We start from the raw sequence: 14,859 nt of genomic DNA on the forward strand, positions 1-14,859 counted from the left end.
TTTCAACGAGTGCGGCTACTGGAGGAGGCGGAGGTCCCGGCGTCACCCGCCGCGCCCCCGTCCGCCTCGGGGTTGCGGTGCCGGGACCGGGCCAGGGTGACGGTGCCCGCGAAGGCCAGCAGGGCGAAGAGCGACGCCCCGACCTGTTCCAGCGGGGTGTCCGGTGCCCCCTCACCGAGAAGGAGGGCGCCGATGCCCACGCCGACCACCGGGTCGGCGATCAGCAGGGTCGCGTAGGCGGCGGCGAAGTGGCCGGTCCGGTAGGCGTTCTGGAGCAGGAGGGCGCCGAAGACCGCGGTGACCCCGGCCATGAGGGTGAGCCAGCTGAAGAGGTTGACGGGGTCCACCACCGCGTTCGCGGTGATCACCCGGGCCAGACCCGAGGTCGTGCCGAGCGCCGCGCCGCCCGCCGCGGCGAGCAGGAGGGCCCGCACGCCGCTGGGCAGCCAGCGGGCGGACACGTAGACCAGGCTGCCCGCGGCGATCATCCCGCCGGACAGCCACAGCGCCGTCTCGGTGGACATGACCGGCTGCTCGGTGCCGTGCGGGAAGGTCATCAGGACGCCGACCAGCCCGACCATCACCGCGATCCCCGCGAGGATCTGCGAGACGCGGACCCGCTGGCGGTTGAACACGGCGGACAGCACGATCGCGAACAGCAGCCCGGTGACGCCGATCGGCTGGATGATGGTGAGCGGCGCCCCGCTCAGGGCGAGCAGGTGGAGGCAGGCCCCCAGCACGGCCGCCCCGGTACCGAGGAGCCAGCGGGGCTGGCGCAGCAAGTGCAGGAGGAAGCCCGCCGGTGCGACCTTCTGCCCGGGGGCGCGTACCGCGTCGCGTTCCTGGAGGGCCGAGCCCAGGGCCAGGGCGAAGGCCCCCGCCACGGCCATGAGTACGTGCAACGGCATCAGGCGCACCACCCCGTCGTGGCCGAACCCGTCTCCGGTGCTCCGCGCATCACCGCAACCCCCGCCACTCGGTACTCACCCGCGACCGCCCGCAAACGGGTACGGGCCACACAGTACGGAGGGACGGCGTGCTCCGGCGATAACGCCACCCCCCGTCTTTCTCGTAGTGTCGTCCCCACCTCGCGGGGACGGGCACACACCCGTGAGCGTGTCGGCGTTCGCCCCCGGTTTCGGCACCGACCGCTCCGGGCCCTTCTCCCCTACGTCTCCCGCAAAAGCCGGAGGGTTAAGAGTCTTCGCGGGTCAAGAGTGGGTATTGGGTGGCCCCGAATGGCGGAGCCCGCCCGGACCGATTGCCCCGGGCCCCTGTGCCGCCGTAGCCGGACGTGACACTATGTCCGGGTATTGGTCTAGACCGGACAGGAGCAGTGCCGCGTGCCTGAGAATCCCCACCCCGATCCCCTTTCCCTGCTTCCCCGGCCCCGGGAGCTGACCACCGACGGTTCCGGCGGACTCACCCTCACCTCCGCCACCCGCGTGTCCGCGGACCACGAGGCCCAGGGCACGCTCGCCTGGCTCCAGCGCGAGCTCGGCGCGGCCACCGGCCTGCCCCTGGCCACCGGCGACGAGGAGGACGCCCAGATCCGGCTGAGCGTCGACCCGGGAGCGGGACTCGGCCGGGAGGGCTACCGCCTGATCATCGACTCCGAGGGCGCGATCGTGGTGGGCAACGAACCCGCCGGCGTGTTCTACGGGGTGCAGACCCTGCGCCAGCTGCTGCCCGCCGACGCCTACCGCACCAGCCCCCTGGGCGGCGCCGAGTGGCGCCTGCCCGCGGTGAGCATCACCGACGCCCCGCGCTTCCAGTGGCGCGGCGCGATGCTCGACATCGCCCGCCACTTCCAGCCCAAGCGCGAGATCCTGCGCTTCATCGACCTGCTCGCGCTGCACAAGCTCAACGTGCTGCACCTGCACCTGACCGACGACCAGGGCTGGCGGGTCGAGATCCGCCGCTACCCGAAGCTGACCGAGGTCGCCTCCTGGCGCACCGAGAGCCAGCTGGGCGCCACCAAACCCGCGACGTTCGACAACCGTCCGCACGGCGGTTTCCTCACCCAGGACGACATCCGCGAGATCGTCGCCTACGCGGACGCCCGGCACGTGGCGGTGGTCCCGGAGATCGACGTCCCCGGCCACTCCCAGGCGGCCATCCACGCCTACCCCGAGCTCGGTGAGGTCGGGGAGATCCCGGTGGGCACCCAGTGGGGTGTCTTCGAGGAGATCCTCGCGGTCACCGACGACGTCCTGGAGTTCTACAAGAACGTCTTCGACGAGATCATCGAGCTGTTCCCCAGCACCTACGTCCACGTGGGCGGGGACGAGGTCCCCAAGACCCAGTGGAAGAACAGCGCCTCCGCCCAGAAGCGGATCAGGGACGAGGGTCTGGCCGACGAGGACGAGCTCCAGAGCTGGTTCATCCGCCAGCTCGACGACCACCTCACCAAGCGCGGCCGCCGCCTGCTCGGCTGGGACGAGATCCTGGAGGGCGGCCTCGCGTCGGGCGCGACGGTGATGTCGTGGCGCGGCGAGGAGGGCGGCATCGCGGCGGCCCGCGCCGGGCACGACGTGATCATGGCCCCCACCGCCACGTCCTACCTGGACTACAAGCAGTCCGAGCGGCCGGACGAGCCGGTTCCGGTCGGCACGCTGCTCCGCGTGGAGGACGTGTACGCGGGCGAGCCGGTTCCCGCCGACCTCACCGAGGAGGAGGCCCGGCACGTCCTCGGCGGCCAGGTCAACCTCTGGAGCGAGCACATCGACAACGCCCGCAGGCTCGACTACATGGTCTTCCCGCGTCTGACCGCCTTCGCGGAGAAGGTGTGGACCGAGGGGGAGCGCGACTTCACCGAGTTCGAGCCGCGCCTGCGGCACCACCTGCGCAGGCTCGACGCGGCGGGTGTGGAGTACCGGCCCCTCGACGGCCCGCGCGCCTGGCACACCCGGCCGGGCCTGTACGGCTGGGGCTACCAGCCCGGCCAGGAGGCCCCGGAGCAGGGCCACGCCGGAGCGTAGTCGCCCCCCGTCGGGGCCGGTCCCGCGCGGGACCGGCCCCGACGGCCGTCCACGGGTTCAGAAGTAGGTGGCGATCGCGTCGACCACGCGGTACCCGTCGTCCACCACCGGGATGACCTGCCAGCGGTCGAAGGCCGTGCAGGGGTGGGAGACACCGAAGGAGACCAGGTCGCCGGGGCGCACCCCCAGCCCTTCGGGCACGTCGAGGTAGGCGTGGTGGTCGTTGAGGTCGGTGACCTCGACCCCCTCGGCCGGGACCACCGAGCCGTCGCGCCCTCGCAGGACGCGCGGGACGGGGAAGCCCTGGTCGAAGTTGGCCTCGCGGCGGCCCATCCCTGCGATCGCCCGCCCCTCCTCCGGGGTGGAGGTGACCTGCGCCCACAGCTCCAGGGCTCCGGACAGGGCGTCGCCTCCCTCGGGCAGCCGGTTGTACGGCGTGGTCCGCCGGTACAGGCCGTCGTCGTGGGCGACGTAGGCCCCGCTGCGCAGGATCGGTGCGACGTCCTCTCGGCCGCCGATCTCCTCGGCGACCACGTCGAACCACGCGCTGCCGCCCACGGAGAGCACCGGACGCTCCAGCCCGTGTTCGGACGCCAGGGCGGCGGCGTCCCCGAGGAGGTCGCCCAGGAAGCCCCGGACCCCCTCCGCGTCGCTGAGCGACCCCTCGTACCCGGCCACTCCGGCCAGCTCCAGGCCCGGGGCGCGCACGACCTCCCGCGCGACCGCCAGCACCGCCTCCCGCGTGCGGCAGCCCGTCCGGCCTCCCGGCGTACCGCGCTCCACCATCACCCGGAGAGGGCGGTCGGCTTCATCCGCCGCCCCGGAGGCCACCGCGACCCCTTCGGGCGAGTCCACGTAGAAGAGGAACGCGAAGTCGGGGTCGGCGTCCTGCTCGGCCGCCGCCCAGCGCAGGACCCGGGGGTCCAGGAGCTCGTTGGCCAGCAGGATCCGGTCCACCCCGAACCGGCGGAAGTCCAGGACCTGGTTGGCGGTGGCGGCGGTGATCCCCCAGGCGCCCGCGTCGAGCTGGCGCTGGGTGAGCACGGGGGACATCGCGGTCTTGCCGTGGGGGGCGAACAGGAGTCCGTGGCCGCGCGTGAACTCGGCCAGCGCGGCGATGTTGCGGTCCAGCGCGGAGGCGCGGAGCACCATGAGCGGCCAGGTGAAGGGGCCGTCGAACAGGTGGTCCCCGCGCGCGGCGAACTCGGCCAGGGTGACGGGCTCGCCCGGCCACCACAGGCCCTTGGTGCGCCAGTCGACGTGTTCCTGGGGGATGCACAGCCGGTCGCTCACGTGACCTCCGCTTCCTGTTCGGGTGTCTTCGCACCGATCATCCCATCGGGGGTGCCGGGGCACCCGCTGCCGGGTGGGCTTCGCGCGTGCGGACACGGCGGGACCCGCCCGGCGTGCCGGGCGGGTCCGTCCGTCGGTACGGGTCAGTCGCCCGCGGGCGCCCCGACCGGCTCCGCCTCGGGCTCCCTGGCGGAGGCCGAGGCGTTGAGGAACTCCTCGATGGCCTGCTGGCCGCGGTCCGGGTAGTCCGTGATGAAGCCGTCCACGCCCATCTCCAGGACCCGCCCCATCACCTGGGTGTCGTTGATCGTGTAGGGCATGATGTCCAGGCCCGCGTCGTGCACGCGGTCGACGTAGGCGGCGTCGATCGTGGTGTGGTTCGGGTTGATCATGTGCGCCCAGTCGAACTCGGCGATCCGCGACTCCGGGACCTTGCCGAGCAGCGCGTGCGGCAGCGCGGGCAGGATCTCCTTCGAGCGCTCCGTGGACTCCCAGTCGAAGCTCTGCACCACGAGCCGGTGGGGCTGGTCGGGCCCGTTGGGCATCAGCCAGTAGGGATGCCGGGCCAGTTCGTCCGCGATCCGGTTCTCGATGCCCGGGTACAGGGACGGCTCCTTGACCTCCAGGAGGAGGTTCATCCTGTGCCTCTTCAGGCGGTTCAGGGCCTGGCTGAGGAGCGGAACGGGTTCACCGGCGAACGCGTCGTCGAAGGACGAACCGGCGTCGAGACGGCGGATCTCCGCCAGCGTGAAGTCACCGACGTCGTAGGGCGCGCGGCCCGGGAAGACCTCGGCGACGTTCGTGGTGCGGTCGAGCCGGGTGTCGTGCATGAGGATCAGCTGGTCGTCCGAGGTGAGCTGGACGTCCACCTCCACGGTCTCCGCGCCGAGGCGGTGTGCCTCGTCGATCGCCGCGAGGGTGTTCTCGGGCGCGTGTCCGGATGCGCCCCGGTGGGCGACGGCGATGAGGGGGCGGTTCTGTGACGACTGCTGGGACGGAAGAACACTGGCGCCGGGGGTCACCCGCTGCGCCGTCGCGGCCTTGGTGACCGTCACCGCCTCCGCGGACGCGGTGGCGGGGACGGCGAGCACGGGGCTCGATCCCAGGGCCAACATGAGTGATACGGCTCCGACTACGAATCCGATGCGCTGGTGCACCGGGCCTCCCAAGTACGCGTGGACTGGCCGACTGCTACCTCAGGGTGAGTGCGCCTGGTGACCGGACGGTGACCACGCGCGGAGCAGCCGGTGATCCGACGCCCATCTTCTGGTGGGTCCGCGCCCCTCGGGCCACGGGAACCCCACGCTTCAATCTCACCCCATGTAGGCAATTGATCGCTTCATGTCCGATTTTTGACTGTAAGCCCCCTCCATAATCACAGAGAGTCCTGTAAACATCACGTGTAGTAGTCGATGGGAAGGAACTCTCATGCGCAAGCACCACACGAGGTGGGTCGCGCTCTTCAGTGCCGCCGCGATCTCCACGACGGGGCTGATCGGCCTCGCCGGACCCGCAGCGGCGGACGACGAGAACACGGGGACGCTCAGCTGGCCGGTCGTGCGGCAGGGGGTGTCCACCTTCAGCATCGACGGGTTCGAGATCACCTACCTGCCCGCCGGTCTGGAGCGGTACGGCATCAACGCCACGTCCACGACGGACCGTCAGGGCAACAGCCAGTCCCAGCTCTCGTGGGTGCAGGGACCGGACCAGCTGTACGGCCGGGTCTCCGTCCTGCGCTCGGACCGCCTCCAGGACCTGGAGGACGTCCGCGAGACCCGGTACAGCCACCTTTCGGCCAGCTCCCTGGAGGAGGTCCCGGCGGGAGGGTCGTTCGAGCACGGCGCGTACCTGTCCGAGGAGACCGGCGACCTCTTCTGGGTGGAGAGCCCGGGTGTCGCCGTCGCCACGCACCTCCAGCCGGAGCGCTGGGAGCGCGCGGAGCTGGTGAAGCTCGCGGAGGGTGTCATCGACGAGACGGCGCCGCAGGCCGAGACGGAGGCACCGGCCGCCGAGGACGCCAGTGCCGTCGCGGCCGAGGCGGACCCCCCGGCCGGGGACGCCGCCGACGTGGCGCCCAGCGAGGAAGCCCCCGTGGAGGAGGCCCCGGCCGTGGAAGCTCCCGCCGAGGCCGCACCGGCCGAGGAGGCCCCCGCAGCGGAGGCCCCGGCTGAGGAAGCCCCAGCTGAGGAGGCCCCTGTTGCGGAGGTTCCGGCTCAGGAGGCTCCGGTCGAGGAGGCTCCCGCCGAGGCCGCACCGGCCGAGGAGACTCCCGCAGCGGAGACCCCGGCCGAGGAAGCCCCGGGCGCGGAGGCTCCCGTCGAAGAGGCGCCCGTGGAGGAGACCCCCGTCGCGGAGGCTCCCGCCGAGGAGGCTCCGACCCAGGAGCAGGCCCCCGTGGACGAGGAGGTGGTCGACGGCGCCGAGCTCGACGAGATCACCCCGATCGAGGAGGCCCCGGTCGAGGAGGCCACCGCCGAGACGACCCCGGTCGTCGACGAGGCTCCGACCCAGGAGGAGGCCGCGTCCCCGGACCAGGCCGGCCTCCCCGAGAACGTCTCCTCGCGTGAGGTCAAGACCTGCCTGACCGAACACTTCGTCGACTTCGGCTCCGGCGAGTCCGAGCTCGACACCGCTCGGATGACCGGAACCAGCGGCGCGCTCGTCGAGCGGGCGCTGTCCGGGTCCGACCTCAACGACGCCGAGCGCGACCGTCTGCTGGCCACGGTCTGGTACTACGGCGACGAGGGCGACAAGGCGGTCGCCACCAACGACTGCGCGGAGCGGTTCGGCATGGAGCCCGCCGAGGTCGAGGGGGTCCTCGCGGAGGTCTCCGGGATCATCGGTGAGCTCGCCCAGGAGAACGACCGGAGCATGTCCAGCTCGATGGACGAGGTCCGGAGGATGAGTCACGACGCCACCGGGACCGGTCCGGTGACGGACCCCGTGGGCGCCGAGGAATGGGCGGAACTCTGGGACTCCCTGCCGTGGTCCATCCCGGTGGAGAACTCCTGAACCTCACCGTCTGACCTGCGTTGACCGAAGCCCGGTCGTGAAGCCGAACGTGTTCACGGCCGGGCTTCGGTGATGCCCGGGGCCCGTGCCGCCGACACCTTCCCGGCCGCGACCGACAACCAAGGTCCCGAACCCCCGATGACCCGACATCCGGGTCAATCCATGCTGTACCGTCACCCTCGATCGGCCGGTTTCCACCGAGGACCGGTCGGCGCCCCGTCCTCCGTCCCGGAGCGACACCCCCAGACGGGCGGCGAACCCGCCCTCCCCCGTCCGCAGGAGGACTGCGATCATGTCCGGATTCACCACCCGACCCCAGCTCCGCGGCGACTTCGGCATGGTCGCCTCCACCCACTGGTTGGCCAGCGCCACCGGCATGTCCGTCCTGGAGCGCGGTGGCAACGCCTTCGACGCGGCGGTCGCCGCGGGCTTCACCCTCCAGGTCGTCGAACCCCACCTGAACGGCCCCGGCGGCGAGGTCCCCGTCGTCTTCCAGGCCCGGGGCGGCTCCCCGCGCGTGCTCTGCGGCCAGGGCGTCTCGCCCGCCGCCGCCACCATCGGGGCCTTCGAGGAGCTGGGGCTCGACCGTGTCCCCGGCAGCGGGGTCCTCGCCGCCACCGTCCCCGGGGCCTTCGACGCCTGGATGCAGCTCCTGCGCGACCACGGCACCATGTCCGTCCGCGAGGTCCTGGACCACGCCATCGGCCTGGCCGAACGCGGCTACCCCGTCCTGGGCAGGATCGCCGCCGCGCTGGAGGCGCTCACCCCGGTGTTCTCCCGGCACTGGGCGGGCTCGGCCGCCGTCTACCTACCGCACGGCGCCGCCCCCGCCGCCGGAACGCGGCTGCGCAACCCGGCGCTCGCCGCCACCTACCGGCGCGTGGTCTCCGAGGCCGAGGCGGCGGGCGGCGACCGCGAGGCCCAGATCGAGGCGGCACGCCGTTCCTGGTACCAGGGCTTCGTCGCGGAGGCGGTCGGCGCGTTCCTCTCCCGTCCCGTCCCGAACGGCCACGGCGAGCCCCAGCGGGCCCTGCTGACCGCACAGGACATGGCCGATTGGAGCGCCTCCTACGAGGACACCGTCAGCACCGTCTACGGTTCCCACACCGTGCACAAGACGGGACCCTGGGGCCAGGGACCCGTCATGCTCCAGCAGCTGCGCATGGCCGAGGCGGCCGGGGTCGGGACCGACGCGCGCCAGGGCGTGAGCTCGGACTTCGTGCACTGGAGCACCGAGATCGCCAAGCTCGCCTTCGCGGACCGTGAGGGCTGGTACGGCGACCCCGGGTTCGTCGACGTCCCGCTGAAGGACCTGCTCAGCCCCGACTACGCCGCCGAGCGGGTGCGCGGGATCAGCGACGGGCGCGCCGACCTGGAGCCGCACCCGGGTGCGCCCGGCGGCCGCGTCCCCTACGAGGCGCCGGTGTACCTGGCCGGGGAGGCCCCGGGCGACCGCACCACCGGCGAGCCCACCGTCCGCGACGCCGCCGGGCGGACCCCCACCGACCTGCGCGGCGACACCTGTCACGTGGACGTGGTGGACGCCGACGGCAACATGGTCTCCGCGACGCCCAGCGGCGGCTGGTTCAGCAGCTCGCCGCTCATCCCCGAACTCGGGTTCCCCCTGGGCACGCGGGCGCAGATGTTCTGGCTCGACCCGGCCTCGCCCAACGCGCTGGCACCGCGCCGTCGCCCCCGCACCACCCTCTCCCCCACCCTGGTGACCCGTGCGGACGGCGAGGCGGTCCTGGCCATCGGCACCCCCGGCGGTGACCAGCAGGACCAGTGGACCACCACGGCCCTGGTGCGGGTGCTCAACGGCGTGGACGACCTCCAGGAGGCCCTGGACACACCCATGTTCCACACCAACGCCTTCCCCAGCTCCTTCCACCCCCGCGAGACCGTCCCAGGCGACCTGGTCGTGGAGCCGGGCGTGGGCGAAGGGGTCGTCGACGACCTCCGACGCCGGGGCCACCGGGTGCAGGTCGCCCAGGAGTGGTCGCTGGGCCGTCTGGCGGCGGTCGCCCGGGACCCGGAGAGCGGTGAGCTCCGCGCGGCGGCCGACCCCCGGGGCGCGCAGGGGTACGCCGCCGGGCGCTGACCGGCGGGCAGACGAAAACGTACGGAAGCCCCCTCCGACTGGACAGGAGGGGGCTTTGTCGCGGCCTGGGGGTAGTGGCATGGCTTGACCGGACCTCTTGCCAAATCGGTCGGTCACTGCTTATGTAGACCTGTGCGGCGGGACCCCGGCCTGCGAGGTCGTGGAATCCCCGCCACAACTCCATACCACCCAAGGGCCGACCACCGCTGTCTCCCCCTCCCTCAGCGGCGGCCCTGTCCCCCCTCCTAACCGAGGCCTGCCTTCCCCTCCCGGCGGTTTTTCGGACATGGAGAAGGAAGGGCCGTGGTGCCACCGCCCCGGTGGCACCACGGCCCTTCCCGTTTCCGGGGTCCGGGCCGGGGATCAGGTGCTCACGCGCACCGCGCCCGCGTAGTTGGCGGTGCGCACGGGGGTGACCCGCACGTCCAGACCGGTGCGCGGCGCCTCCAGCATCTGGCCGTCACCGAGGTAGATCGCCACGTGCGAGATGTAGTCCGGCGCGGTCGGGTCCGAACGCCAGAACAGCAGGTCACCGCGTTCGAGGTCGTCCCACTCCACGCGCTCGCCCGCGTTCCACTGGTCGTGGGTGACGCGCGGGATGGACACGCCCTCCTCCTGGAACGCCCACTGGAGCAGGCCGGAGCAGTCGAAGCCGACGTCGGGGGTGGTCCCGCCCCACACGTAGGGGACACCGAGCTGGGTCTCGGCGTTGGCGATGATCCGTTCGATCACCGAGGAGGGCACGGCGTCGCCGTCGACCCGGGGTTCGGGAGCGTCGGCCACCAGCTGGAGGGAGGCGTCCTCCCCGAGGATCTCCTCCATCTCCTCGTGCAGGTCCCACAGGTCGGCGTCGGGGGCGGAGACGACCAGGGCGTTGCCCTCGGGCATGCCCAGTTCACGGGCGAGTTCGCGGGAGACGAGGGCGTCGATCCCGGCGATGCCGGAGGTGGCGTGCGTCCACACCTCCAGGGGGACCTCGCCGTTGCCTCCGGCGAGGGTGATCTCGCCGCCGACGTCCAGTTCGCGTTCGGTGCCGACGTCCTTGGACAGCGCGACGTGGCCCTCCGCGACCCCCTGCCAGATCTCGTCGGACTCGGCGGAGGGCCGGGGGGCGTGGTTGCGGAAGCTGGAGGGGTTGACGCCCAGCACCGAGGTGGGCTGGCCGTCGACCTCCACCCGTGCGGCGTCGACGGTCAGGACGTCGTCCACGCCGTCGATGTCGCGGACGGCGTCGACGACCTCGCGGGGAAGCCGTTCGGGGGACACCGCGAAGTACTCGACGGAGCGCGCCTCACGGAAGGGCGCGACGTAGGTGTCGCGCCTGAGTTCCGCGACGTCCGCGACGTCGGGGGTTTCGGTCGGGGATTCGGCCGCGCGGGGTGCGGAGCCGCTGGGGGTGGCGGACTCGGGGGAGAGCTGTTCGGAGAGGGGAGGCCGGTCCTGGACGACGGGGTCGGCCCAGGCGGGCCCGGCCCCGAGGGCCGTGAAGGCGACCGCGAAGGCGGCCGTGGTACCCGCACATGTTCTGAGACGGTTCCGCACGGGGGTCGATCACCCTTTCTGGGACCGCGGCGGGCGGGGGGAGGCGCTGCGGCGCACGGCCTTAGATGACATGGTCCGGGTCCAAGAATGGGTGCACCTGGTCGCGTTTGCAAGACGCCCACGCCGTCCGATACCGGACGTCCACCTATCAGCCGCTTGTCCGTTCCCTGGGGATATCCCGTCTTTCGGCGTTGCGTCACAGGTCCGCATAACAGTCCGTAACCGAAACGGAGAGGGGGAAGCGGACCGGAGTGTCCCCGAAGAGGATGGTGCGGGTCCGTTCCTGGGCGCGGTCGATGGCGCGGACGGTCTCCTCCGCGCGCTCCTCGGGCACGTGCAGGACCACCTCGTCATGGACGAAGAAGACGATCCCGCCGCCTTCGGGGGCCCAGGGGAGTTCCTGGCGGAGCGCGGCGAGCAGGACCAGCGCCCACTCGGCGGCGGTGGCCTGGACGACGAAGTTGCGGGTGAACCGGCCGTGGGCGCGGCGTCGGCGGTCACCGTCGGTGGCGGCGACCGTCGCTGACCAGTCGTGCGGGGCGGGAGAGGTGCGGCCCAGCCAGGAACGGACGATCCCGCCGCCCTCACCCGTGCGGGCGGCGGAGTCCACGTACTCCAGGGCCCGGGGGTAGAGGCGGCGCATGGTGGCCAGCAGCGGCGCGGCGTCGCCGGAGGTCTGCCCGTACATGGCGGCGAGCAGGCCGATCTTCGCGCGTTCGCGGTCGTCGCCCACGTGCACGGCGAGCCGGGCGTACAGGTCCTCCTCGGCCGCGGCGGCGGCGAGGGCGGCGTCCCCGGAGACGGCCGCCAGCACCCGGGGTTCGAGCTGTCCGGCGTCGGCGCGGACCAGGACCCAGCCCGGGTCGGCCCGCACGGCCCGGCGGACCGACTTGGGGATCTGGAGGGCGCCGCCGCCCCGGGTGGCCCACCGCCCGGAGACCACCCCGCCCACCACGTAGTCGGGCTGGAAGCGGCCCAGCCGGGGGCCGTCGGCGTCCTCGCGGGGGAGCTCGCGCACCCAGGTCTCCAGCCAGGACCAGCCGTTGGCGGAGTACAGGCGGGCGAGCTCCTTGTAGCGCAGCAGCAGCGGGACGAGCGGGTGGTCCACCTCCTCCAGGACCCAGGACCGGGTGGACTCCACGGGGTGGCCGACCCACGCCATCGCCCTGAGGACCTGCGCGGGCGAGTCCGGGTTGACCTCGTGGCCGACGACCTCCCCGATCCGCGTGACCAGGTCGGCGAGGACCGCCGGGCGCTCACCCGCACGCGGTCGCGGGCCGAGAATCTCGGTGAGTACCCGGTCGTGGACGTCCGGGCGCCAGGGAAGGCCGTCGTGGCTCATCTCCACGGCGGCCAACGCTCCCGCGGACTCCACGGCGACCAGCAGCGCCATCCGCCCCGGTTCGGGCAGCGCAGCGACCCGTCTTCGCTGGTCGTCGTGGACCTCCACCAGGGCGGCCAGCCGGTCCGTGCCGGGCGGGAGTGTGGAGCGGTCGGCCTCGAACAGCGCGGGTTGCGCGGCGGTCCCCTCGCCCAGCGGCCGCACCGGGTCGTCGGGGACCGGGAGGTCGTGCAGGCGGGCCCAGGACGCGCCCAGGGAGTGGGGTTCGGAGTGCCGGGCCCCGTAGCCCAGCAACAGGGCCTCGGTCAGGCCGACGTCGTGGCAGCGGGCCACGCGCACCCCGGCGCGGACCAGGTCGGGGTAGAGGTCGCCGGTGTCCGCCCAGACCCACCGGACGGGCACGGCCCCGCCGTCCCCTCCCCCGCTCTCCGCGACGGGTTCCTCCGTCCCGTCCCTCCCGGAACGGCCCTCCTCGATCGCGCGCACGGCGGCGGCGAGGTCTCCCACCCGGCGTGCCGGAGCGGCCGCGGCGCCCTCCCCGAGCTCACGCAGCCATCCACCGCCCTCGCCGTCGGCGACCACCGCGATCCGCATGGGCCCAGTCTCCCCCGGGAGACCGACAAACGGCGGCCGCCGCACGGGCCGGAGGGCGCGGTCCGCTCCGTACCCGCCGTCCCGCGCGGCGTCCGGGGAACAGGCCCCTAGCCGCCGGGGCGCACCACGTTCTCCAGGGGCTCCTCGGAGGCCCAGCGGGCGAGCTGTGCGTCCATGAAGGCGCGAGCGCGGGGGTAGAAGGCGGCGGAACCGCCCGCCACGTGCGGCGTGAGGTACACGCCGGGGGCGTCCCACAGCGGATGGGCGACCGGAAGCGGTTCGGGGTCGGTGACGTCCAGGGCCGCCCGGACCCGGCCGTTCTGGGCGAGCAGGGCACCGGTGTCCATCACGGCGCCCCGGCCCACGTTGACCACCAGGGCGTCGTCACGCAGCAGCGCGAACTCGTCCGCGCCGAACAGGCCCCTCGTCCGCTCGGTGAGCGGGGTGACCAGGACGACCACGTCCGCGCCCGGCAGCAGGTCGGGGAGTTCGTCCACCCCGTGCACGTCCTCCTCCGGTCGGGCACGGCTGGCCACCCGGACCACCTCGGTCTCGAAGGGAATCAGGCGCCGCTCGATGGCCTGCCCGATGCTGCCGTAGCCGACGATGACCACCCGGGAGTCGGCCAACGACCGCTGCGGGACCGAACCCCAGCGGTGTTCGCGCTGGTCGATCGCCCACCGGGGCAGGTCGCGCTGTGAGGCGAGGATGAGCGCGAGCGTGTGCTCGGCGGTACTGGCGTCGTGCAGACCCCGGCCGTTGCACAGGGTCACGTGGTCCGGCAGGAGGTCGAGGACCTGCTCGTACCCGGCCGAGACCAGCTGCACCACCCTGAGCTCGGGCATGCGCGCGATGACGTCCAGCCGTTCGTCCACGCCCTGGGTGGAGGGAGCGTAGGGCACCTGGTAGAAGGTGACGTCCTCCAGTCCCTCGTCGGGGGCCGGACCCCCGGTGTAGAGGTCGACGTGGAGCGATCGGGGCGCGTTGTCCCTGTTCTGCTCCCACTGCACCAGTGCTCGGCCGCCCATGTCGCCCGCTCTCCTTCTGCTCGGTCCGTGTCACCCGACACCCTAGGGGCTCGCCCGGGTGCGGGGCCGAGGGCGGGTGCGCGGCCCGGCTCCCGGTCAGACCCGGTGGTCCCGCGCCGCCACGGCGCCGAAGCGCGAGAGCTCGTAGCAGGCGACGGCCGCGGCGGCCGTGACGTTGAGCGAGTCGACGTCGCGGTCGGCCATCGGGATGTGGACGCGGGAGGTGGCCCGCTCCAGCCAGCGCGCGGACAGACCGTCGCCCTCGGTACCGAGCAGCAGCCCCACCCTGGCGTCGGGTGCGAGGGCGTCCATCGCCTCGCGCAGCGGTAGCGACCCCTCTCCGGGGGTGAGGGCCATCAGGTCGAAACCGGCCTCGCGCAGGGTGTCCAGGCCGCCGTACCAGTCGTCGAGGCGGGTGTAGGGCAGGGTGAAGACGGCGCCCATCGACACCTTCACGGACCTGCGGTAGAGGGGGTCCGCGCAGCGGGGCGCCAGCACCACGGCGTCCACGCCCAGACCGGCGGCGCTGCGGAAGATCGCCCCGACGTTGGTGTGGTCCACCAGGTCCTCCAGAACCACGATGCTCCGGGCACCGGACAGGACCTCGTCGAGCGCGGGCAGGGGGGCGCGGTGGTAGGCGGCGAGCGCGCCCCGGTGCAGGTCGAAGCCGACCAGCCGTTCGGCGGTCTCCTCGCTCACCACGTACAGCGGGGCTCCGGAGTCGGAGACGACGTCGTCGAGGGCGCGGGCCCGACGCTCGGTGAGCAGGAAGCTGCGGGGGACGAACCCGGCGGTGGCGGCGCGGCGGATCACCTTGTCGCCCTCGGCCATGAACAGGCCGTGCTCGGTCTCCAGGTGGCGACGGAGGTTGACGTCGCGCAGCCGGGTGTAGTCGGCCAGACGCGGGTCGGCGGGGTCACTGACCCTGATGACATCCATGGTCAGCGATTATCCCGTGCGGGACCG

10 protein-coding genes are annotated in these 14,859 nt (G+C 72.9%); 3 read left to right on the forward strand and 7 right to left on the reverse strand.

Translation table 11 applies throughout. The features are described 5' to 3' along the window. Nucleotides 1-2: 2 nt before the first annotated feature. Nucleotides 3-908, reverse strand: a complete 906-nt coding sequence (locus AC0VYM_RS21870) for a DMT family transporter (RefSeq protein ID WP_475455077.1) — start codon at nucleotides 906-908, stop codon at nucleotides 3-5. A 435-nt stretch (nucleotides 909-1,343) separates the two neighbouring features. Here AC0VYM_RS21870 and AC0VYM_RS21875 point away from each other — a divergent pair, with 435 nt between their 5' ends. After that, nucleotides 1,344-2,981 carry a beta-N-acetylhexosaminidase gene (locus tag AC0VYM_RS21875; RefSeq protein WP_475455079.1) on the forward strand — a complete coding sequence of 546 codons (1,638 nt, stop codon included), beginning with the start codon at nucleotides 1,344-1,346 and terminating at the stop codon, nucleotides 2,979-2,981. A 57-nt stretch (nucleotides 2,982-3,038) separates the two neighbouring features. Here the strand turns inward: AC0VYM_RS21875 and AC0VYM_RS21880 are convergent, their stop codons facing one another. Further along, nucleotides 3,039-4,274, reverse strand: coding sequence for an alanine racemase (locus AC0VYM_RS21880; protein WP_475455081.1), 1,236 nt, complete (start codon nucleotides 4,272-4,274; stop codon nucleotides 3,039-3,041). Nucleotides 4,275-4,417: 143 nt separating this feature from the next. Further along, nucleotides 4,418-5,389, reverse strand: a complete 972-nt coding sequence (locus AC0VYM_RS21885; protein ID WP_475455083.1) for a glycerophosphodiester phosphodiesterase — start codon at nucleotides 5,387-5,389, stop codon at nucleotides 4,418-4,420. A 313-nt stretch (nucleotides 5,390-5,702) separates the two neighbouring features. Between AC0VYM_RS21885 and AC0VYM_RS21890 the strand changes: the two genes are divergently transcribed. Both AC0VYM_RS21890 and AC0VYM_RS21895 read left to right on the forward strand, forming a co-directional pair. Further along, nucleotides 5,703-7,286, forward strand: coding sequence for a hypothetical protein (locus AC0VYM_RS21890; protein WP_475455085.1), 1,584 nt, complete (start codon nucleotides 5,703-5,705; stop codon nucleotides 7,284-7,286). 292 nt (nucleotides 7,287-7,578) lie between these two features. Further along, nucleotides 7,579-9,387: a gamma-glutamyltransferase family protein gene (locus tag AC0VYM_RS21895; RefSeq protein WP_475455087.1), complete on the forward strand. Its 1,809-nt coding sequence runs from the start codon at nucleotides 7,579-7,581 to the stop codon at nucleotides 9,385-9,387. Nucleotides 9,388-9,750: 363 nt separating this feature from the next. Here AC0VYM_RS21895 and AC0VYM_RS21900 read toward each other — a convergent pair whose 3' ends face one another. The 4 genes from AC0VYM_RS21900 to AC0VYM_RS21915 form a co-directional block, all read right to left on the reverse strand. Next, nucleotides 9,751-10,929 carry a C40 family peptidase gene (locus tag AC0VYM_RS21900; RefSeq protein WP_475455089.1) on the reverse strand — a complete coding sequence of 393 codons (1,179 nt, stop codon included), beginning with the start codon at nucleotides 10,927-10,929 and terminating at the stop codon, nucleotides 9,751-9,753. Nucleotides 10,930-11,125: 196 nt separating this feature from the next. Beyond that, nucleotides 11,126-12,865: a bifunctional 3'-5' exonuclease/DNA polymerase gene (locus tag AC0VYM_RS21905; protein WP_475455091.1), complete on the reverse strand. Its 1,740-nt coding sequence runs from the start codon at nucleotides 12,863-12,865 to the stop codon at nucleotides 11,126-11,128. A gap of 107 nt (nucleotides 12,866-12,972) precedes the next feature. Further along, complete coding sequence (locus AC0VYM_RS21910; protein WP_475455093.1) at nucleotides 12,973-13,893, reverse strand: 2-hydroxyacid dehydrogenase; 921 nt, start codon at nucleotides 13,891-13,893, stop codon at nucleotides 12,973-12,975. A gap of 96 nt (nucleotides 13,894-13,989) precedes the next feature. Beyond that, on the reverse strand, nucleotides 13,990-14,832 hold the full coding sequence (locus AC0VYM_RS21915; protein WP_475455094.1) for a TrmH family RNA methyltransferase: 843 nt from the start codon (nucleotides 14,830-14,832) through the stop codon (nucleotides 13,990-13,992). Nucleotides 14,833-14,859 lie beyond the last annotated feature (27 nt).

It is taken from the genome of Nocardiopsis sp. iso_237 (assembly GCF_056173345.1).

What these genes read in the sequence shown, in the direction of transcription:
- AC0VYM_RS21885 (WP_475455083.1), bottom strand. Translation starts at nt 5,389, where the DNA reads ATGTTGGCCCTGGGATCGAGCCCCGTGCTCGCCGTCCCCGCCACCGCG.
- AC0VYM_RS21890 (WP_475455085.1), top strand. Translation starts at nt 5,703, where the DNA reads ATGCGCAAGCACCACACGAGGTGGGTCGCGCTCTTCAGTGCCGCCGCG.
- AC0VYM_RS21915 (WP_475455094.1), bottom strand. Translation starts at nt 14,832, where the DNA reads ATGGATGTCATCAGGGTCAGTGACCCCGCCGACCCGCGTCTGGCCGAC.
- AC0VYM_RS21895 (WP_475455087.1), top strand. Translation starts at nt 7,579, where the DNA reads ATGTCCGGATTCACCACCCGACCCCAGCTCCGCGGCGACTTCGGCATG.
- AC0VYM_RS21910 (WP_475455093.1), bottom strand. Translation starts at nt 13,893, where the DNA reads ATGGGCGGCCGAGCACTGGTGCAGTGGGAGCAGAACAGGGACAACGCG.
- AC0VYM_RS21905 (WP_475455091.1), bottom strand. Translation starts at nt 12,865, where the DNA reads ATGCGGATCGCGGTGGTCGCCGACGGCGAGGGCGGTGGATGGCTGCGT.
- AC0VYM_RS21870 (WP_475455077.1), bottom strand. Translation starts at nt 908, where the DNA reads ATGCCGTTGCACGTACTCATGGCCGTGGCGGGGGCCTTCGCCCTGGCC.